The following is an 18,518-nucleotide window of genomic DNA, read 5'->3' on the forward strand; positions in this document are numbered from 1 at the left end:
TGACCGGGTCAAGGTTCGTCCAGCGGTTCAGAAAGCGTTGCGGGAAGAAGGTCTTGTGTAAAGGCAGATACTGGCCGATTCGAGCACAAGAGCAGCAACATGACGCAGGAATCCCTGAGCAGGGCGACCGGTCTCCATGGCTGGATCGGCCCGAACCTGTAAGGCCAGTCCTTGATGTTTGAACTCACCAGTTACCTGGGGCTTTTCTTGGCAGCGTTCGGTGCCGCCACGTTGCTGCCGATGCAGTCCGAGGCGGTGCTGGTGGGCATGTTGTTGTCCGATCGCTACGTCATTTCGACCCTGTTGGCGGTCGCCATAGTCGGTAACGTACTGGGCTCTGTACTGAACTGGGTGCTGGGCCGCTGCGTTGAAAGATTCCGCCACAAGCGCTGGTTTCCAGTGAGCGAGGCAAAGCTCGCAAAGGCCCAGCAGTCCTATCTGCGCTACGGGCACTGGTCGTTGTTGCTGAGCTGGGTGCCGATCATTGGCGATCCGCTGACCGTCGTTGCCGGCGTCATGCGCGAGCCCTTCTGGCGCTTCCTGCTGATCGTCACCCTGGCCAAAGGCATGCGTTATCTGGTGCTGGCCGCCGTGGCGCTGGGGTGGACATGACGGCTGCGCATGGGGATCCGAGTACGCCCGTCGGCCGGCCGTAGCTTGTATAATTGCGGCACCACTGCCGGAGAGACCATGACCTCGTTGCCGATTGACGCCGCCTTGCCGGCGCTCCTCGAAGCCCTTCACGATCGCAATGAGGCCGTGCTGCAAGCGCCGCCCGGTGCCGGTAAAACCACACGCGTTCCGCTCGCGCTGCTGGATCAGCCATGGCTGGCCGGGCAGACCATCGTCATGCTCGAACCTCGTCGACTGGCCGCTCGCGCAGCAGCAGAACGGATGGCAAAGGAACTGGGCGAGGCGGTGGGCGAAACGGTCGGTTATCGAATCCGTCTCGAGAGCCGCGTTGGTCCCAGGACTCGAATCGAGGTGGTGACCGAAGGGATTCTTGCACGCAGGCTGCAGGACGATCCTTCGTTGGATGGCGTGGGCCTGATCATCTTCGACGAATTTCACCTGCGCAATCTGGACGCAGACCTGGCGCTCGCACTCGCCTTGAATGGCCGCGAGCTGTTCCGGGACGACTCGCCACTGAAGGTGCTGGTGATGTCCGCCACGCTGGACGGCGAGCGGATATCGGCCTTGCTCGACGGTGCGCCAATCGTCAGCAGCGAAGGCCGGATGTACCCGGTGGACGTGGTCTGGGGAAAGTCCACGCAGCCCGGAGAGTATGTAGAGCCTCGCGTCGTCTCGACCTGCATCGAGGTGATCGAGGAACAGGAAGGCAGCGTACTGGTGTTCCTCCCAGGCCAGGCCGAGATTCGACGTGTCCACCGCGACCTGGAAGACTGGCTCGGCAGGCAACCACCTGATCACGCGTCACGGATCCTGCTCTGTCCGCTGTATGGCGAGCTGTCCCTGAGCGAACAGCGCACCGCCATCGAGCCTGCGCCGTCCGGGAAACGCAAAGTCGTACTGGCCACGAACCTGGCCGAAACCAGCATCACCATCGAAGGGGTGCGGATCGTCATCGATTCCGGCTTGGAGCGAGTGCCCCGTTTCGATCCGCGCAGCTCGATGACCCGCCTCGCCACGCAGCGCATTTCCAAAGCCAGTGCCACTCAACGCGCTGGCCGGGCAGGGCGGCTGGAGCCTGGTGTCTGTTACCGCTTGTGGTCAGAAGCCCAGCATGAACAGCTCGCCAGCTTCAGCACCCCGGAAATCCAGCAAGCCGACCTCGCCGCGCTGGCGTTGCATCTGGCCCGCTGGGGGGTGACGCCCGATCAGTTGCACTGGCTGGATGCGCCACCGACGGCAGCGTTTTCCCAGGCCAGTGACTTGCTTTGTCGGCTGGGTGCTCTGGATGCCAAGGGCCTTCTCACAGCCCATGGCCAGGCCATGGCGCAGTTGCCTGCCCATCCGCGTATCGCCCATCTTCTGATCCGTGGGCACGAGCTCGGTCTGTCTCAGCATGCCTGTGACCTGGCGGCGCTATTGGGGGAGCGCGACATTCAGCGTGGAGGCGGTGCCGATGTGTACAGCCGAATGGCGATGCTGGCAGGGCCTCGTGTGCACCGCGATGCGCAACGGGCCAAGCAGTTGGCGAAGCAGTACCGTTCCTATCTGCAAGGACCCTCGCTGAATGCTGTCGCCGATGCAGATGATCCCAAGTGGGTAGGGTGCCTGTTGGCGCTTGCCTACCCGGATCGTATCGCCCGGCAGCGGCGCCCCGGCGGGGCCGAATACCGGTTGAGCAACGGGCGCGCGGCGATGTTCGCCGATGTCGACGCACTCATGAAGCAGGCCTGGCTGGTTATCGCCGATCTGGGCAGTCGCCAGGGCCAGCGCGAGGAACGAATCTATCTGGCGGCGGATCTTGATCCGCAACTGTTCGAGAGCGTTCTGCAGGATCAGGTCCGCCTGGTGGATGAGCTGGATTGGGATGAGCGTGAGGGAGCATTGCGTGCCGAGCGTCAGCGCAAAGTGGGCGAGCTGATCCTGAGCCGCGAATCCTTGCCAGGCCTGGACGCCGACGCTCGCGCCACGGCCCTGCTCGGGCTGGTGCGCCGCAAGGGCCTGGAACTGTTGCCCTGGACCCCGGAGCTGCGCCAGTGGCAGGCACGGGTCATGCTGTTGCGAGAAGTGGACGCCCAGAACCCTTGGCCGGACGTCAGCGACACCGCACTGTCGAAACAGCTGGAGCACTGGCTGCAGCCCTACCTGGGCAGGGTCACGCGCCTGAGCCATTTCGGCCAGCTCGACCTGTCCTCCATTCTGCGCAACAGCCTGCCGTGGCCGTTGCCGCAGAAACTCGACGAGCTGGCGCCGACCCACATCGCTGTGCCGTCAGGCTCATCGGTACGCCTGGACTATAGCGAGTATCCGCCCATTCTGGCGGTGCGCCTACAGGAATTGTTCGGCCTGGCCGAGACCCCGCGCGTCGCCGGTGGACGACAGGTGGTGAAGTTGCACCTGCTGTCGCCTGCGCGGCGACCGGTGCAGGTGACGCAGGATCTGGCGAGTTTCTGGGCCAATACCTACGAAGAGGTGAAGAAGGATTTAAAGGGGCGTTATCCCAAGCATTATTGGCCGGAGGATCCGTTGGTGGCGGAGGCTACTGCCCGCATCAAACCTCGCAAGTAAAAACCCCGGCTACCACACTGCAATGTCATACGTCAGATACAGCCGATTGCTGTCGCGCCCCCGTGCGGTGTCGGAGCGATAGACGTAGTTGCGCAGTTTTACGCCCAGGCCTTTCAGGGTGCCTGTCGGTACCACGTAGGCGAGTTCGATGTCGCGTTCCCATTCGTTCACACCGGCAGGTCCCGACTTTCCGTCCGAGCCGCTGATGTAGCGGGTCATGAAGCTCAGGCCGGGCAGCCCAAGCTGCTTGAAGTCGTAGCCGTAGCTGGCCAGCCAGGTCTTTTCATCTTCCTCGATGAATTTGCCGATGCCGACGTTGCTGAACGAGTACACGGTAGCGCCATTGATGTAGGGCAGGCCGCCGTCGCCGTGCAAGCGCTGGTAGCCGGCGGCGACCGTATGGCCGGCCACGGCGAAGCTCAGTTGGCCGCTGAACATGCCATTGTCGATCTTTCCGGAATAGTGGTTGCCCTCATCCCGGCTGAAGAAATAGCGCAGGTCGCTGGTCAGTACGCCGGCGCCCAGCGGCAGGGTGTGCAGCAGGCCGAAGAAGTCCTGGCTGTAGAAGTCGTCGAGCTGGCCACGAAAGTAGCTGAGCCGCAGCTGTTTGTTCACCGTGTAGTCGGCGCCTGCGTAGGTGAAGTCGCCACCTTCTCTGCCGGAATACCCGTCGGGAATGATCGAGCGGCTGTCGGTGGAGTCGCGCAGCTTGAACTGATCGAGCTGGCCGGCGGTGAGCAGCCAGTCATCGAAGTCCTTGCTGACCAGCTGGGTGCCCTGGTAGGTCTGCGGGACCAGGCGCGCATCGTTGTAGACCAGCACCGGTGTCTTGGGCAGCAGGGTGCCATGCTTGACCACTGTTTGCGCGAAGCGCGCCTTGGCGGTGAGGCCCAGGCTGGTCGACTCATCGGCTGCGCGACCGTCATCGTGCACAGGCAGCAGCCCGGTACCGCTGCGGCCACGGCCTGAGTCGAGCTTCACGCCCAACAGGCCGAGGGCATCGAACCCCAGGCCGAACGTTCCTTGCGTGTAGCCGGACTGGAAGTCCAGCAGCACGCCCTGTGCCCACTCGGTGCGCTCGCTTTTCGCAGTGGCGGCGGCGCGCGCACTCAGGCCGTTTTCATCACGGAAGTTTTCGTTGAAGTACACGTTGCGAAGTTGCAGCTTCAGGGTGCTGTCATCGATAAAACCTTGGGCCATCGCCGAGCCGTGCAACAAAACGCTCAGGCACGGTAAAGCGAACCCGCCGATCAGGGGTGTACGCATGGGTGAATTCTCTTCTTGTTATGGGTAGCGGGAGGTTATGCGAACAGGCTGATCGCACCGGTCAGCAGGGCCAGGGCGGTCACCACCAGGGAGGTCAGCACCGCCCATTTGACGGTTGCCTTCTGAAAGTCGCCGATGTCGCGGTCGACCATGCCGACCAGCAATAACGTCGACGCTACCAGCGGGCTCATCAGGTGCACGGGTTGACCGAGGATCGAGGCGCGGGCGATTTCCACGGGGGAGATGCCATAGGCTGCGGCGGCATTGGCCAGAATCGGCACCACCCCGAAGTAATAGGCGTCGTTGGACAGCACGAAGGTCAACGGCATGCTGGTCACCGCAACCACCAAGGGGAACAGGTGGCCCCAGGAAGGCGGAATCATGTCGACCAGCGACTGTGCCAAGGCGTCGACCATCTTCGTGCCGCTGAAGATGCCGGCGAACACGCCTGCTGCAAACACTAGCAAGACCACCGTCATGGCGTTGCCGGAGTGGGCGAGGATGCGCTCCTTCTGGATGTCCAGTTGTGGGTAGTTGATCATCAGCGCCAGCACGAAGCCGATCAGGAACAGCACCGCCGAGTGGGCCAGGCCCATGACCAGCGCCACCATCACGCCGATCACCAGCAGCAGGTTGACCCAGACCAGTTTCGGCCGCTTGTACGGTGTATCGCCCAGAATGGCTTCGATGTAGCACTCGCCGCCGCCACTCTGCAGGTGCACGCTGCCGATGCGCTTGCGTTCGGCCCTGCCCAGCAGGTACGCGGTGAACACCACCCAAGCGGCGCCGCCCGCCATCGTCGGCAACAGCGGAATGAAATACTCGCTCGCATCGATACCCAACACGGCAATGGCACGGGTGGCGGGGCCGCCCCAGGGCGACATGCCGCTCATGATGCCCAGCGCCAGCATGGCCACGGTGGCCAGGACCATCGGGTTCATGCCGATGCGCTTATACAGCGGCAGCATGGCTGCGCAGGTGATCATGTAGGTGGTGGTGCCGTCGCCGTCCAGTGCCACGGTCAGCGACAACAGTGCGGTGCCGATGGCGATCTTCACCGGATCGCCGTTGACCTTCTTGAGGATCTTGCGGATCAAGGGGTCGAACAGGCCGGAGTCGATCATCAGACCGAAGAACAGGATGGCGAACAGCAGCAGTGCAGCGGACGGTGCGACCACTTTCAGGCCATCGAGGATCATCTTGCCGGTGGTTCCGCCGAATCCGCCGATGATGGCGAACACGATCGGTACCACGGTCAGTGCGACGATGGGGGACAAGCGTTTGGACATGATCAGGTAGGTGAACACGACCACCATGGCTAAGCCTAACAGCGCCAGCATATGAGTTATCTCTTGTAGTTATTTGGGGAGTTGCGCTGATGCGAAAGCGGGTCACACAGGTTAGAGCGGGTGTGGCCTCAACCGGCCAATCGGTGTGTCGTTGGCACGTGGACAGTGCCTGAGAACAATCGGCGGGCCGTTCTCACGACCGAGGCTCGAACGGTACCGGCGTCGTGGCCGACGTAGGACAGGCTGACTTCGATTGCGCCGCTGGGGTGTTCGATCTTCACCGTGGTCAGGCGCTTCTGGTGGCGCTGGCCCAGCATCCGCTCCAGCACGGTCCCGTCGGTGACACAGGCGGTTGCCAATCCGATCGAGCCAGTAATGGCCAAGGCTTTGTGGCAATTATGCGGCATGAAGTAGCGCACTTGCAGCGTGCCGCCGGCCTGGGGCGGGGCTACCAGCACAGGCTTGGGAATGACCTTGTCGGTCACATCGCCCAGCCCCATCAACAGGCCCGCACGCAAGCGCAGGGTTTCCAGCTTGCGGAGAAAATCCTTGTCGGCGTCGAGCTCTGCCGGGGTTTCATTGCCGGTCTTGCCCATCTGCGACGCTTCGACAAGCATCATCGGCATGGCCATGTCGATGCACGTTACCGGCACATCGCCCAACCAGTCGACAGTGGCACCGGTGGGAAACAGCTTGCCGGTCTTGCTTCCTGCAGCATCGAGAAAGGTCAGCCCCACGGGGGCGGCGGTGCCAGGTACGCCGTCGATCGCGGTATCGCCTTCATAGGTGACCTCGCCGTTGGGCGTGCACACATCGGCGCAGATGAACGTGCCGGTATTGAGATTGCGGATGCGCACCTGAGTCACCCCTGGCTGTGCCTGGACCAGGCCTTGATCGATGGCGAACGGGCCGACCGCGCAGAGCATGTTGCCGCAGTTGGGCGCGGTGTCCACGCGTCGTTGCGAAACCATCACCTGGACGAACAGGTAGTCCACGTCCGCGTCCGGGTGATCGGAGCGAGACACGATGGCCACCTTGCTGGTTTGCGGGCTGCCGCCGCCAATGCCATCGATCTCCAGCTCGTGCCCGGAGCCCATCGCATCCAGCAGCATCTCATCGCGCTCGGCTGGTCTTGCCGGTAAATCGGAGGCCAGAAACACCGGCCCTTTGGAGGTCCCGCCACGCATCAGTACGCAAGGAATCAGTTGCATAAGTCACGACTCTGGTAATCAATGGACGTCATTGATGTATTGGAGTGAAGATTTACACAGCTTGAATTGCTAGATCCAATGCAAAGATCGTAGTGATTATTCCATCAAACGAAATAAAGAATCGACTGGAGCGTTCCAGTGTTGGAGAGTGAAATTCATGCAATATGAGCTGGTCGATATACGATCATTCGTGAAAATCGCCGAAGTGGGCAGCTTTCACGAGGCGGCGGATCAGCTGCACATTTCTCAGCCGGCACTGACCCGGCGTATCAAGAAGCTCGAAGAAGGTCTGGGTACATCTTTGCTCGACCGGACCACTCGCCGCGTCAGCCTGACCAGCGTCGGGCGCGATTTCCTGCCCAAGGCGCGGCGCCTGCTCGACGATTTCGAAGACTCCATCCTCAACATCAAGGAGTTGGCCGAGCGGCAGGTAGGGCAGGTGACGTTGGCGTGCATTCCCACGGCGGCGTTCTATTTCCTGCCGTCGGTCATTCGTATCTACAACCAGCAATACCCACAGATTCGCATCAGGCTTCTGGACCTCAGTGCCAACGAGGGGCTGGAGGCGGTTCTGCGGGGCGAGGCGGATTTCGGGATCAACATGATGAGCGGCCAGCATCCGGACATCGAGTTCCATGCCCTGGTCAAGGAGCCGTTCGTGCTTGCCTGCCGACGCGATCATGAGCTGGCGAGTCGCAAGTCGGTGAAGTGGACTGAGCTGGCGGGCCATCAGTTGATAGGGGTCGGCAGGCTGAGCGGCAATCGCATGCTGCTCGACAACGCCCTGGCAGGTTTGCCCTGGCGCCTGAAATGGTTCTACGAAGTGCAGCATCTGTCCACGTCGCTGGGCTTGGTGGAGGCCGGTCTGGGTATTTCGGTGATGCCCAGCCTGGCCATGCCGGCCGGGGAGCATCCTACCTTGGTGAGCGTGCCGCTGATCGAGCCGGTCGTAGACCGAACCCTGGGCCTGGTCACGCGCCGGGGCAGCTCGCTGTCGCCCGCCGCCGAGAAGTTCGTCGCGATCTTGCTGGAGCAGTGGCCGCAATAGTCACCCGACCTGAGGCGCAGGCGCCCCAGGTCGAACGATCATCGGCCAGTTGCCAGGGCGCTTAGCGCGGAACCGAATCCAGCCCGGTGGCACGTACCGCTTCCTGTGCAGTGGGTGAGGCCAGGTACTGGAGCAGTTGCTTGGCTTCGGCCGGATGCTGGGCGTTTTTCGGAATGCCGGCGGCGTAGCGAGTCACCGACTGCACGTCTTCCGGAATCTTGCCGACGAAGGTGATGCCGGGAATCGGCAGCAGTTCGGCGACTTGCTGGAAGCCCAGCTGGTAGTCGCCCTTGGCGACCACGGAAGCCACGGGAATGCGCTCGATCATCTTGCTCTTGGGCGCGAGTTGATCCTCGATGCCTAGTTTCTTGTACAGCTGTTTTTCGATGTAGACGCCACTGGCGCTGTCGGAGTAGGCCACTGACTTCGCCGCCAGCAGGGTCTGCTTGAGCTCGGCGTCGGTGCCGATGGCAGGTTTCGCTGCGCCGGCCTTGACCGCCAGGCCAATGCGCGAATCGGCAAGTTCGACGCGCGAGCTGGCGTCGACCTTGCCCTGCTTGATCAGCTCATCCAGCGCGTAGCCCACCATGATCACCACGTCGGCGTGTTCTCCACGGTCCAGTCGATTGGGAATGGCTTCCTGCGCCTTGCCCATGGACGGCCCCAGAATGGTGGTCAGGGTGTTGCCAGTGTCTTTGGTGTAGCCAGGAGCCAGGCTTTTGTAGGCGGCGGTGAAGCCACCGGACGTCATCACGGTCAGCTCTTGGGCTTGGGCGAGAGGACTCAGCGCAAAGGCGGCCAGGGCCAGTGCGGGCAGGGTTTTGACGAACGATTTCATGGTGTCTCCAACGCTTTCGAGAGGTTTGTAACCAGTTGTAACAGAGCATTCTCGGGCAAACCGGGCGTCAGGGTAATTGTTGATTTCGCATGAATCGATGCGCGAAAGCGATCAATGCGCTATTCGGCGTTCGAAGCCCGCCGTTCAGGCAGGGAAAATTTCGGCGGTGCTGGTGGGTTCTGCCGTGCCCGGTCAGTTGCCTGCCGGGCACGAAAGTGAGATCTAGAACTGATACTTCACCAACAAACTCGCCGTGTCCTGGTCGGTGGTGAAAGAGCCGTCATCCTTGATGCCGTATTTGTCGGACCAGTAATCGTATTCCACACCCACATACAGATGCTTGGCTTCGTAGCCCAGGCTTTTGCCCAAGTCATACTTGATCTGCGGGTTGAAGTGCAGGTTGGCGTGGTAGTCGGACTGGTTGTTGCCATGGCCGCTCTTGTTGTTCACCACCCAGTCGATGAAACCGTCGATCAACAGGTTCGAATTGCCCAGCGGCAAGGTGTAGGACCAGGCCGGGGTGATCTGCCAGGCGCCGGAAGGCACGCGGTTGCCGTCGGGTTTGCGGTAGTAGAAATTCAGCTGGAAATAGTCGAAGCCTGGAATGTCCAGGTCGAAGCCCGGACCTATCAGGTAGGCATCCACGTCGTCATCGCCGAACTCGTAGGTGGTGGCGAGCAGCACGTCTTTCACCGGTCCGAATGAGAGGTCCTGACCCAGCAACTTGCCGGCGCTGAAACGCGGGCTGAATTCGCCGTAGAGGCTGTAATGGCCATTGCCGGATCGCGCGCCGTTGTACCAGCTGTTGTCGACGAAGGCGAACAGGTCGCCCCACGTCCAGGCGCTGGCGTGTTCGACGGTGACGGTTTGCTGTATCGCCGGATCGACCTTGTAATTCTTGCCGTACAGGTAGGTCAGACTTTCTCCGTGCCACAGCAATGGCCCTTCAGCATGAGCACTGCCAGCGCCCAGCAGACCCAACATGCACAGTGATGCTCCCCAAGCGTTTTTCATGTTTTACCCATCAATCAATGTGGTGTTTATGGCGCACCGGCATTGGTCCGACAGATGTCGTGGACCGGGCGTCGAAGTTGTGGGCAGACAACCGAGTTGGCTTCCCGACCCCGTGCGGGGCGCGGGCTTGTTGCGCTGGCGTCTTGCTGGCCGAAACGGGCCGGACGACGCTTCTTGTTTCAGTCGCGATCGATCGCGAACGGTCCCCAGGCCTGACGCACGGGGACCATTTCCAGGCGATTGATGTTGATGTGGGCGGGCAGGGTGGCGACGTGGAAAATCTGTTCGGCGATATCTTCCGCCGTCAGTGGCGTGGTGCCCTGGTAGACCTGGCCGGCGGCCTGCTGGTCGCCCTGGGTGCGCACCAGGGTGAACTCGGTTTCGGCGATTCCGGGCGCCAGGTCGGTGACCCGTACACCGGTGCTCAGCAGGTCGCAGCGCAGGTTGTAGGAAAACTGTTTGACGAAGGCCTTGCTCGCGCCATAGACGTGGCTGCCGGGGTAGGGGCACTCACCGGCGATCGAGCCGATGTTGATGATGCTGGCCCCGGCGCCGGTTTCCAGCAGTGCTGGCAGCACCGAGTGGGTCACGTTGACCAGGCCGGTCACGTTGGTGTCGATCATGGTGTGCCAGTCAGCCAGGTTGGCCTGTTGCGCCGGTACCGGGGCCAGGGCCAGGCCGGCGTTGTTGATCAGTGCAGTCACGCGCTGGAAGGCCGGGGGCAAACCGGCGACGACGGCCGCGACCGCTGCGGCATCGCGCACATCCAGCGCAGCAACATGCACTGGCACCTGCGCGCCCAGTTCATCCAGCAGGGCATGCAGGCGCTCCAGGCGCCGCCCGGTGAGGATCAGCGACCAGCCGGCCTGGGCAAAACGACGGGCCGTGGCCCGCCCGAAACCGGACGTCGCACCGGTGATGAAAACAGTACCGCTCATGTGGAAACCTCGACAGCTTAAAAATCGACAGTTCAAAAATCGCTCAGCGTCGCTCTTCGCGAACATAGGGTTCACCCAGCGCGCCCGGTTGGCTGGCACCTGCGCGCTTGCTGGCAGCGACCCAGACCATGACCGCCAGGGTCACGGCATAGGGCGTCATCAGCATGAAATACTGCGGCAGTTGCACACCGGCGGCGGCCAGTTGCGGAATCAGTGCCTCGATACCGCCGAACAGCAGGGCACCGGCGAACGCGCGCCAAGGTGACCAGCGCGCGAAGATCACCAGGGCAATGGCGATCCAGCCACGGCCGCCGGTCATGTCGGCGATCCACATCTTGGTGCTGAGCACGGCAATGAATCCGCCCGCCAGCCCCATCAGTGCGCTGCCGGCCAGAATCGCGGCGAGCCGATAGCGCAGCACCGGCAGGCCGGCGGCATCGGCGGCCTGGGGGTTCTCGCCCACGGCGCGCAGTTTCAGCCCGGTGCGGGTGCGGTTGAGAAACCAGACCACGGCAAAAAAGATCACCACGGTGAGGAACACCATCGGGTTCTGCCTGAACAGGCCTCCCACTACCGGCAACTCGCTCAGCGGCCACAGCTCGACGGCCGTAAGTCCGCTGACCGGGCGATTGGTCCAGCCCAGCAGGGTGCCCAGCAAGCCGGTCAGGCCCTGACAGAAAAACACCAGGGCCAGCCCGGCAATGACCTGATTGATGCGCAGCACCAGCACCATCAGCGCGAACAGCAGCGAGACCACGCTGGCGGCCGCCATGGCCGCGAGCAGGGACAGCCCCGGCAGGCCCAGCGCCAGTTGCATGCCGATCCCGGCCAGGGCGCCCACCAGCATCATGCCTTCGGCACCCAGCGCCAGCACGCCGGCACGCTCGATGATGATCAACCCCAGTGCGGCGAGGGCGAAGGGCACGGCGAATTCGGGAACGCTGCTCAGCCAGTAAGTCACCAGATCCATTACTGTTCTCCCGCCTGGATGCGCCGCAAACGGTGCCGTATGAAGAAGTCCGAAGAGGCCACGCAGATCACCAGGATGGCCTGGATCAACTGCACCATCGAAAAGGGGATCTGGTAGAACACCTGCAGGTTGCGCCCGGCGACGAACAGCATCGCCACCAGCAAGGCGACGATGGCGGCAGCGAACGGGTTGTTGCGCGCCAGAAACGCGATGAGAATTCCCGAGAAACCATAGCCTTGGTAGAACGACTGGGTCAGTCGACCTTCTTGGCCTGCGCTGACGATGAAGCCCGCGACACCGGCCAGGGCGCCGGACAGCAGCACGGTGCCGAGGATCATCCGCCGTACCGGCACCCCGACGGCGCTGGCCACGCGCGGGTTGGCATCGACGAAGCGCAGGTACAGGCCGGCGCGCGATACGCTGATGAACCACACGGCCAGGGCCATGATGACCACGGCGATGACGATCGCCACGTTGTAGCCGGCGAACAGGTCGGGCAGCCGTTCGAACGAACGGAAGGCGGGCGAGTAGGGGAAGTTGTCCCGTGGGTCTTTCCAGCTGCCGTAGAGCAGGTGCAGCAGGAAGTTGGCGGCGATGTAGTTGAGCATCAAGGTCGAAATCACTTCGTTGACCTTCAGGCGCAATTTGAGCAGGACCGGTGCCAGGGTCCAGAGCATCGCGCAGACGATGGCCGAGGCCATCATCAACGGCAGGCGCAGGGCCTCGGGGCCGATCTGGAAGATCGAGATGGCCGCCGCGCCGATCCCGCCCCAGATCATCTGGCCTTCCAGGCCCAGGTTCCAGAAGCGTGCGCGAAACGCCAGGCAGCCGGCCATGCCGACCAGAATCATCGGCGCCGCCTGGAACAGCACGGCCTTGAAGTTGCCGGCATCGAGCAGCGTCTGGCCGACGAACTCTTCCAGCAGTTGGTCGGCCGGCACGCCCGCAGCCACCAGAATGGCTGTGCTCAGGGCCAGGCCGACGAGCACCGCCAGGCCGATCACCAGCGCCTGGCCGCCCCAGCCCATCTGCTGGCGCAGCTCCAGGGCGTAGCGTCGGCCGAGCAGCGGTTGACGTGGGGTCTTGAGCAGGGGTTGGGAGAGTTCAGTCATGGCTCACCATCGCTTTGCCAATGGCCTGGCGGTCGGCCGGGCAGTCGAATTCGGCGACGATGCGGCCGCCATTCATCACGCCGATGCGATCGGCCAGGGCCAGCACTTCGTCCAGGTCTTCACTGATCACCAGTACCGCCGCCCCGGCATCGCGGGCGGCGCGCAGGCGTGCATGCACCGCCTGGGTGGCGCGCACGTCCAGGCCGCGGCTGGGGCTGTGCACCAGAATCAGCTGTGGATTGCGGCTGAATTCCCGTGCGATCACCAGCTTCTGTGCATTGCCGCCGGACAGCAGGGCGGCTTTCTGCTGCAGCGAGCGCACACCCTGGACATCGAAGTCGGCTACCGCCTGGGCGGCGTCTTCCAGCAGCCGTTGGCTGCGCAGGCGCAGGAAAGAGCCGTAGCGGCCATCGTGCAGTTGGCCGATGGCGAAGTTCTCGGCTACCGACAGCGAGCCGGCCAGCGCCGCGCCGTACCGGTCGGCGGGGATGGCGGCGATACGCAAGGTTCGGCGTTGTTGGGCGCTGACCGTGCGCAGGTCGCCGAAGGACGCCAGGTGGATATCGCCCTCGGTCGGTTGTTCAAGGCCCATCAGTGCATTGGCCAACTCGCCCTGGCCGTTGCCACCGACCCCGGCGATGCCATAGATCTGTCCGGCGTAGAGTATCATATCCACGCCCTTCAGCCCGCCGGTGCCGGCCACGCTGGTGAGATTGCTGACCCGCAGCAACGGCTCGCCCGGCGCTGCCGGCAGGGTCGGGCTGAGCGCTGCCGATTCGCCGACGGTGAGGCGCACCAGCTCCTCGACGCTGACGCCCTGCGGGTCGAGGGTTTTGATCGTGCGGCCGCCGCGCATGACCGTCACCCGGTCGGCGTAGCGTTTCACATCGGCCATCTTGTGGGTGACCAGCACCACCGCAGCACCTTGGCGGGCGAAGGACTGCACCGTGCTCAGCAGGCGCTCGGCTTCCTGGTCGGTGAGCACCGCAGTGGGCTCATCGAGAATCAGGATCCGCGCGCCCGCCAGCAGCACCTTGAGAATTTCCACGCGCTGCTGCTCGGCCACCGACAGGGTTTCCACCACCTGGCGCGGATCGAGGACGAAACCCAGCTCTTCTGCCTTGCGGGCGATGGTCTGCTCAAGCGCTGCCAGCCGCTTGCGGTAGCTGCCTTCTCCCGGTTGCTCGGGCAGGCCGAGCAGGATGTTCTGCGCCACGGTGAAGGGGCGCACCAGCTTGAAATGCTGGTGAACCATGCCGATGCGATAGCGGCTGGCATCCTTGGGGCTGTGCAGCCGCACGCTGTTGTCGTCGATCAGCACGCTGCCGGTTTCCGGTGCGTACAGGCCGGCGGCAATGTTCATCAGCGACGACTTGCCAGCGCCGTTCTCGCCGAGCAGGGCATGCACCTCGCCCCAGCGGGCGCTGAAGTCGGCTTCGCTCAGCGCCTTGAAGCCGTCGAACGACTTGCTGATACCGGTGAGTTGGAGCGCGTTGGCCTGGCTCATTTCTGGGTCATCACGCCTTTGACGAACCAGTCCATTTTCCACAGATCCGGATCGCTCATGACCTGGCCTGGGGCGAGCCGCTGCTGTCCATCACGGTCAGCCATGGGCCCGGTATAGAGCGTCTTGGTGCCGGCCAGCAGCTCGGCCCGCGCCGCGTCGATCTTGGCTCGGTTCTCGGGGCTGATCACGGCGTCCTGGGTCAGGCTGATGTCGGTGCCGCCCTGCTGCATCGACAGCAGGGCGCCATTGGCCTGGGGAACCCAGTTGCCGGCCATGATCTTCTTCACCTCAGGGGTGAGGAAACGGTCCCACACCCACATCGACGAGCACACGGTGGCCTTGGGCGCGAACTCGCTCAGGTCCCGGTGATGACCGGTACCATGAATGCCCCGCTCCTGGGCGACGATCTGCGGTGTTGGGCTGTCGACGTGCTGGCCGATCACGTCGACACCGTTGTCGATCAGCGCCATGGTGGCAGCGCGTTCCTTGACCGGGTCGTTCCAAGCGCCGGTGTAGATGACCGTGACCGTGGCCGCAGGATTGATTTGCTGCGCGCCCAGTTCATACGCGTTGATGGTCCAGTTGACCTGGCCGAAGGGGTTGGCGGCCACGAAGCCCAGCTTGCCCGACTTCGACGCCGCACCCGCCGCCATGCCGCACAGGTACTGGCTTTCGTAGGTACGGCCGTAGAAGGATTCGAGGTTCGCGGCGTTGGTGGTGCCCGAACCGTTGAGGAAGGCCACGTCGGGGTATTTCTTCGCCAACGCCAGGAAGGTGTCGGAATAGCCGAACGCGGTGCCGATGATGATGTTGGCGCCGCGAGCGATTAGGCGATCGACCACCGGCGTGATGGCTGCGGCGTTTTCGGGAACGCTCTCGACGTACTGGATCTTCTGATCCAGGCTCATTTCCAGCTTGATGCGGGCTTCGTCGAATGCCTGGGTCCAGCCACCGTCGTTGCGCGGGCTGATGTAGACCATGGCGATCTTGGCCGGGCCCTTGAGGGTCAGTCCCTCGGCGTAGGCAGCAGTGCCTGTCCCACAGGCCGAAGCGGCTAGCAAAATTCCCGGTAGCAGTGTCTTGATCATGAGGCGCCTTCCTGAAATGTGAGCATGGGGCAGCGGGATGCTGCCGTGGCCAGGAACCCGCCCTAAGCCGCCCGGAGCTCGAAAGCAGCATCCGTGCCATTTCAGAAAAGCGCTTTGATTACAGTGTATTGGGTTATTTTCGGGGCTTAATTCAGATCAATTGGTCCGAACTAGAGCACTTGGTTTGTGCGCTCGGCACGATTAGAGGGCATTCACGCAGGTCTTGGCCGCACGCCATCGAGTATCAAACCGCGCAACCCCACCAGGACCTCTTCGAAAAATACCGGATCGTGCAGGGTCTTGCCGGTCACGGCCTCGACCTGGGTGCGGAAATCGGCGTAATGCTGGGTGGTTGCCCACAGCGAGAAGATGAAGTGGTGCGGGTTGATCGGTGCCAGTTGGCCTGTCGCGATCCAGTGTTCGATGACGGCCACTTTGGTGTCGACGGTTTCGCGCAAGGGCTGCTGCAGTTCGCTGAGCATCAGCGGCGCCCCCTGCATGATCTCCATGCAGAACAGACGCGACTCTGCCGCGTGATCCCGGGAAAGTTCGAGCTTGGCCTTGATGTAGGCGCCGATGGCCTCGACCGGGTTTTTGTCGGCGGTGAAGTACTGCAGGGGGCTGAGCCAGACCTCCAATAACTGCCTGAGCACGCTCAGGTAGAGATCGTCCTTGCTGGAAAAGTAGTACAGCAGGTTGGTCTTGGAGACGTCGGCCCGAGTGGCCACTTGGTCGAGGCTGCTGCCGTGCAGGCCATAGCGGGAGAACACATCCAGCGCGGCGCCCAGTATCGCGGTGCGTTTGCTTTCCATCAGCTGCAGCCGCCGCTTGAGTGCCGCCGCGCTCGGCTCGCGGGTGGCCTTGACCGCGGGCTTGGGCTTGACGTTGCGCGTGCGCTTGGCACGGGGCTCGTTGGCGGGGGGATGCTCTTTCACGCGTCTGGAACCTGCGGCTGGAGGTAGGCGGCCATGATAACGGGCGAATGTCCGCTGACGATACAGGCACGGGGACGTCGTGCATCGTTTTGCACCGCGACGCGGAAAATCGCACAAACCAAGTGCTCTACTTCGGACCGTTTGGTCCGACAAAGTTTGCCAATTGTTTGCAAACTGTTGAAAGTAAAGGATTAACCAAACATGGCCTGATCCCTGCTAAGTGACTTTCATGCGCAACCTGTCCGGTGCGTAACGATCATCACTCAGAAAGGGAACCACATGGATATCGGTGTTTTCACTCCTATTGGCAACAACGGCTGGCTGATTTCCGAAAACGCGCCGCAGTACCTGCCCACCTTCGAATTGAACAAGCAGATCGTGCAGAAGGCCGAGCACTACGGCTTCGACTTCGCGCTGTCGATGATCAAGTTGCGTGGCTTCGGCGGCAAGACGGAATTCTGGGAACACAACATGGAATCCTTCACGCTGATGGCCGGGCTTGCCGCCGTCACCAGCAAGATCCAGTTGTTCGCCACGGTCGCCACGCTGACCATCCCGCCTGCCATCACCGCACGCATGGCGGCGACCATCGATTCGATTTCCAACGGCCGCTTCGGGGTCAACCTGGTGACCGGTTGGCAGAAGCCTGAGTACGAGCAGATGGGCCTGTGGCCCGGCGACGAATTCTTCGGCACCCGCTATCAGTACCTGGGCGAATACGCGCAGGTCCTGCGCGACCTGTGGAGCACCGGGCGCAGCGACTTCAAGGGTGAACATTTCACCATGCAGGACTGCCGTGTCAGCCCGCGCCCACAGGCCGACATGAAGCTCATCTGCGCCGGCCAGAGCGAGGCGGGCATGGCCTTCTCGGCGCAGTACGCCGACTACAACTTCTGCTTCGGCAAAGGTGTGAACACCCCGACCGCGTTCGCGCCCACGGCCCAGGCGTTGCTCGAAGCCAACAAGAAGACCGGACGCCACGTGACCTCCTGCGTGCTGTTCATGATCATCGCCGCCGACACCGACGAGGCCGCCCGCGCGCGCTGGGAGCACATCAAGGCCGGTGCCGATCAGGAAGCCATCGCCTGGCTGGGCGAGAAGGGCTCGGCGGACAAGGGCGCCAGCTCCAACCTCCGGCAGATGGCCGACCCTACCTCGGCGGTCAACATCAACATGGGCACCCTGGTCGGTTCCTGGGCCAGCGTGGCGCGCATGCTCGACGAAGTCGCCAGCGTGCCGGGTACCCAGGGTGTGATGCTGACGTTCGATGATTTCGTGCAAGGCATCGAAGACTTCGGCCGCAAGATCCAGCCGCTGATGAGCAGCCGCCAGCACGTAATGCCTACCTTGGAGGCCGTATGATGAATGTGCCCGTCAACGTCGCCGGTGTGTCCCTGCCGCAGGACGCGCACCCCGCCCGTGAACTTCCCGCCCGCCCCGAAGCCCTGCGCATGAAGGCCAGCGAAACCGCGCTGGTGGTGGTCGACATGCAGAACGCCTACGCCAGCCTGGGCGGCTATCTGGACCTGGCCGGCTTCGACGTATCGAGTACGGGCCCGGTGATCGCCGCCATCGAGAAAGCCCTCGTGGCGGCGCGCGCGGCAGGTATTCCGGTGATCTTCCTGCAGAACGGCTGGGACGCTGACTACGTCGAGGCGGGCGGGCCGGGCTCACCCAACTGGCACAAGTCCAATGCCCTGAAAACCATGCGCAAGCGCCCCGAGCTGCAAGGCCAACTGCTGGCCAAGGGCGGGTGGGACTATGCGCTGGTCGACCCGCTCAAGCCCCAGCCCGGCGATATCGTGGTTCCGAAAACCCGCTACAGCGCGTTCTTCAACTCCACGTTCGACAGCACCCTGCGCGCTCGCGGCATCCGCAACCTGGTGTTCACCGGCATCGCCACCAACGTCTGCGTGGAGTCGACCCTGCGCGACGGTTTCCATCTGGAGTATTTCGGCGTGGTGCTGGCCGATGCCACCCACCAGGCCGGGCCGGCGTTCGCGCAGCAGGCAGCGCTGTTCAACATCGAAACCTTCTTCGGCTGGGTCTCCAGCGTTGACGACTTCTGCACCACCTTCGCCCCCGTCGGGGCTGTTTCCTGAGG

16 protein-coding genes are annotated in these 18,518 nt (G+C 63.0%); 5 read left to right on the forward strand and 11 right to left on the reverse strand.

Annotated features, from left to right (window positions below):
* Positions 1 to 174 precede the first annotated feature (174 nt).
* Both AC788_RS12235 and hrpB read left to right on the forward strand, forming a co-directional pair.
* A complete protein-coding gene (locus AC788_RS12235; protein WP_043192698.1) occupies positions 175 to 612 on the forward strand; it encodes a YqaA family protein in 438 nt (145 codons plus the stop codon).
* A 78-nt stretch (positions 613 to 690) separates the two neighbouring features.
* A complete protein-coding gene (hrpB, locus tag AC788_RS12240; RefSeq protein ID WP_049860872.1) occupies positions 691 to 3,198 on the forward strand; it encodes an ATP-dependent helicase HrpB in 2,508 nt (835 codons plus the stop codon).
* A gap of 9 nt (positions 3,199 to 3,207) precedes the next feature.
* Here the strand turns inward: hrpB and AC788_RS12245 are convergent, their stop codons facing one another.
* The 3 genes from AC788_RS12245 to AC788_RS12255 all read right to left on the reverse strand — a co-directional run bounded on the left by AC788_RS12245 (position 3,208) and on the right by AC788_RS12255 (position 6,964).
* A complete protein-coding gene (locus AC788_RS12245; protein ID WP_236690516.1) occupies positions 3,208 to 4,398 on the reverse strand; it encodes an OprD family porin in 1,191 nt (396 codons plus the stop codon).
* 101 nt (positions 4,399 to 4,499) lie between these two features.
* Positions 4,500 to 5,804, reverse strand: a complete 1,305-nt coding sequence (locus tag AC788_RS12250; RefSeq protein WP_043192708.1) for a CitMHS family transporter — start codon at positions 5,802 to 5,804, stop codon at positions 4,500 to 4,502.
* Between the two features lie 77 nt (positions 5,805 to 5,881).
* Positions 5,882 to 6,964, reverse strand: a complete 1,083-nt coding sequence (locus AC788_RS12255) for a 4-oxalomesaconate tautomerase (RefSeq protein ID WP_049860874.1) — start codon at positions 6,962 to 6,964, stop codon at positions 5,882 to 5,884.
* 157 nt (positions 6,965 to 7,121) lie between these two features.
* Here AC788_RS12255 and AC788_RS12260 point away from each other — a divergent pair, with 157 nt between their 5' ends.
* Complete coding sequence (locus AC788_RS12260) at positions 7,122 to 8,012, forward strand: LysR family transcriptional regulator (protein WP_043192710.1); 891 nt, start codon at positions 7,122 to 7,124, stop codon at positions 8,010 to 8,012.
* A gap of 61 nt (positions 8,013 to 8,073) precedes the next feature.
* Here AC788_RS12260 and AC788_RS12265 read toward each other — a convergent pair whose 3' ends face one another.
* The 8 genes from AC788_RS12265 to rutR all read right to left on the reverse strand — a co-directional run bounded on the left by AC788_RS12265 (position 8,074) and on the right by rutR (position 16,414).
* Complete coding sequence (locus tag AC788_RS12265) at positions 8,074 to 8,850, reverse strand: substrate-binding domain-containing protein (RefSeq protein ID WP_049860875.1); 777 nt, start codon at positions 8,848 to 8,850, stop codon at positions 8,074 to 8,076.
* Between the two features lie 222 nt (positions 8,851 to 9,072).
* A complete protein-coding gene (locus tag AC788_RS12270) occupies positions 9,073 to 9,864 on the reverse strand; it encodes an outer membrane protein OmpK (protein ID WP_049860876.1) in 792 nt (263 codons plus the stop codon).
* 179 nt (positions 9,865 to 10,043) lie between these two features.
* Entirely contained in the window at positions 10,044 to 10,802 is a 759-nt protein-coding gene (locus AC788_RS12275; protein WP_049860877.1) for an SDR family NAD(P)-dependent oxidoreductase, read from the reverse strand.
* Positions 10,803 to 10,845: 43 nt separating this feature from the next.
* Positions 10,846 to 11,772 carry an ABC transporter permease gene (locus tag AC788_RS12280; RefSeq protein ID WP_049860878.1) on the reverse strand — a complete coding sequence of 309 codons (927 nt, stop codon included), beginning with the start codon at positions 11,770 to 11,772 and terminating at the stop codon, positions 10,846 to 10,848.
* Positions 11,772 to 12,884, reverse strand: a complete 1,113-nt coding sequence (locus AC788_RS12285; protein ID WP_049860879.1) for an ABC transporter permease — start codon at positions 12,882 to 12,884, stop codon at positions 11,772 to 11,774. Before AC788_RS12285 ends, AC788_RS12280 begins: the two co-directional genes overlap by 1 nt.
* A complete protein-coding gene (locus AC788_RS12290; protein ID WP_049860880.1) occupies positions 12,877 to 14,391 on the reverse strand; it encodes an ABC transporter ATP-binding protein in 1,515 nt (504 codons plus the stop codon). The genes AC788_RS12285 and AC788_RS12290 overlap by 8 nt, the downstream gene beginning before the upstream one ends.
* Positions 14,388 to 15,479: a BMP family ABC transporter substrate-binding protein gene (locus tag AC788_RS12295; protein WP_049860881.1), complete on the reverse strand. Its 1,092-nt coding sequence runs from the start codon at positions 15,477 to 15,479 to the stop codon at positions 14,388 to 14,390. The genes AC788_RS12290 and AC788_RS12295 overlap by 4 nt, the downstream gene beginning before the upstream one ends.
* A gap of 212 nt (positions 15,480 to 15,691) precedes the next feature.
* Entirely contained in the window at positions 15,692 to 16,414 is a 723-nt protein-coding gene (gene rutR, locus AC788_RS12300; RefSeq protein ID WP_049860882.1) for an HTH-type transcriptional regulator RutR, read from the reverse strand.
* Positions 16,415 to 16,693: 279 nt separating this feature from the next.
* Between rutR and rutA the strand changes: the two genes are divergently transcribed.
* Positions 16,694 to 17,776: a pyrimidine utilization protein A gene (rutA, locus tag AC788_RS12305; RefSeq protein ID WP_043192722.1), complete on the forward strand. Its 1,083-nt coding sequence runs from the start codon at positions 16,694 to 16,696 to the stop codon at positions 17,774 to 17,776.
* Positions 17,776 to 18,516, forward strand: a complete 741-nt coding sequence (rutB, locus tag AC788_RS12310) for a pyrimidine utilization protein B (protein WP_049860883.1) — start codon at positions 17,776 to 17,778, stop codon at positions 18,514 to 18,516. Before rutA ends, rutB begins: the two co-directional genes overlap by 1 nt.
* Positions 18,517 to 18,518 lie beyond the last annotated feature (2 nt).

It is taken from the genome of Pseudomonas sp. RIT-PI-a, assembly GCF_001187875.1.
GTDB classification, from domain to species: Bacteria; Pseudomonadota; Gammaproteobacteria; order Pseudomonadales; family Pseudomonadaceae; genus Aquipseudomonas; species Aquipseudomonas coleopterorum.

Bases quoted from the DNA above. Each gene is read 5' to 3' on its own strand.
- AC788_RS12265 (WP_049860875.1), bottom strand. From the start codon at position 8,850: ATGAAATCGTTCGTCAAAACCCTGCCCGCACTGGCCCTGGCCGCCTTT.
- AC788_RS12250 (WP_043192708.1), bottom strand. From the start codon at position 5,804: ATGCTGGCGCTGTTAGGCTTAGCCATGGTGGTCGTGTTCACCTACCTG.
- rutA (WP_043192722.1), top strand. From the start codon at position 16,694: ATGGATATCGGTGTTTTCACTCCTATTGGCAACAACGGCTGGCTGATT.
- AC788_RS12290 (WP_049860880.1), bottom strand. From the start codon at position 14,391: ATGAGCCAGGCCAACGCGCTCCAACTCACCGGTATCAGCAAGTCGTTC.
- AC788_RS12275 (WP_049860877.1), bottom strand. From the start codon at position 10,802: ATGAGCGGTACTGTTTTCATCACCGGTGCGACGTCCGGTTTCGGGCGG.
- AC788_RS12285 (WP_049860879.1), bottom strand. From the start codon at position 12,884: ATGACTGAACTCTCCCAACCCCTGCTCAAGACCCCACGTCAACCGCTG.
- AC788_RS12255 (WP_049860874.1), bottom strand. From the start codon at position 6,964: ATGCAACTGATTCCTTGCGTACTGATGCGTGGCGGGACCTCCAAAGGG.
- AC788_RS12245 (WP_236690516.1), bottom strand. From the start codon at position 4,398: ATGGCCCAAGGTTTTATCGATGACAGCACCCTGAAGCTGCAACTTCGC.
- AC788_RS12235 (WP_043192698.1), top strand. From the start codon at position 175: ATGTTTGAACTCACCAGTTACCTGGGGCTTTTCTTGGCAGCGTTCGGT.
- rutB (WP_049860883.1), top strand. From the start codon at position 17,776: ATGAATGTGCCCGTCAACGTCGCCGGTGTGTCCCTGCCGCAGGACGCG.
- hrpB (WP_049860872.1), top strand. From the start codon at position 691: ATGACCTCGTTGCCGATTGACGCCGCCTTGCCGGCGCTCCTCGAAGCC.
- AC788_RS12295 (WP_049860881.1), bottom strand. From the start codon at position 15,479: ATGATCAAGACACTGCTACCGGGAATTTTGCTAGCCGCTTCGGCCTGT.
- AC788_RS12270 (WP_049860876.1), bottom strand. From the start codon at position 9,864: ATGAAAAACGCTTGGGGAGCATCACTGTGCATGTTGGGTCTGCTGGGC.
- AC788_RS12280 (WP_049860878.1), bottom strand. From the start codon at position 11,772: ATGGATCTGGTGACTTACTGGCTGAGCAGCGTTCCCGAATTCGCCGTG.
- AC788_RS12260 (WP_043192710.1), top strand. From the start codon at position 7,122: ATGCAATATGAGCTGGTCGATATACGATCATTCGTGAAAATCGCCGAA.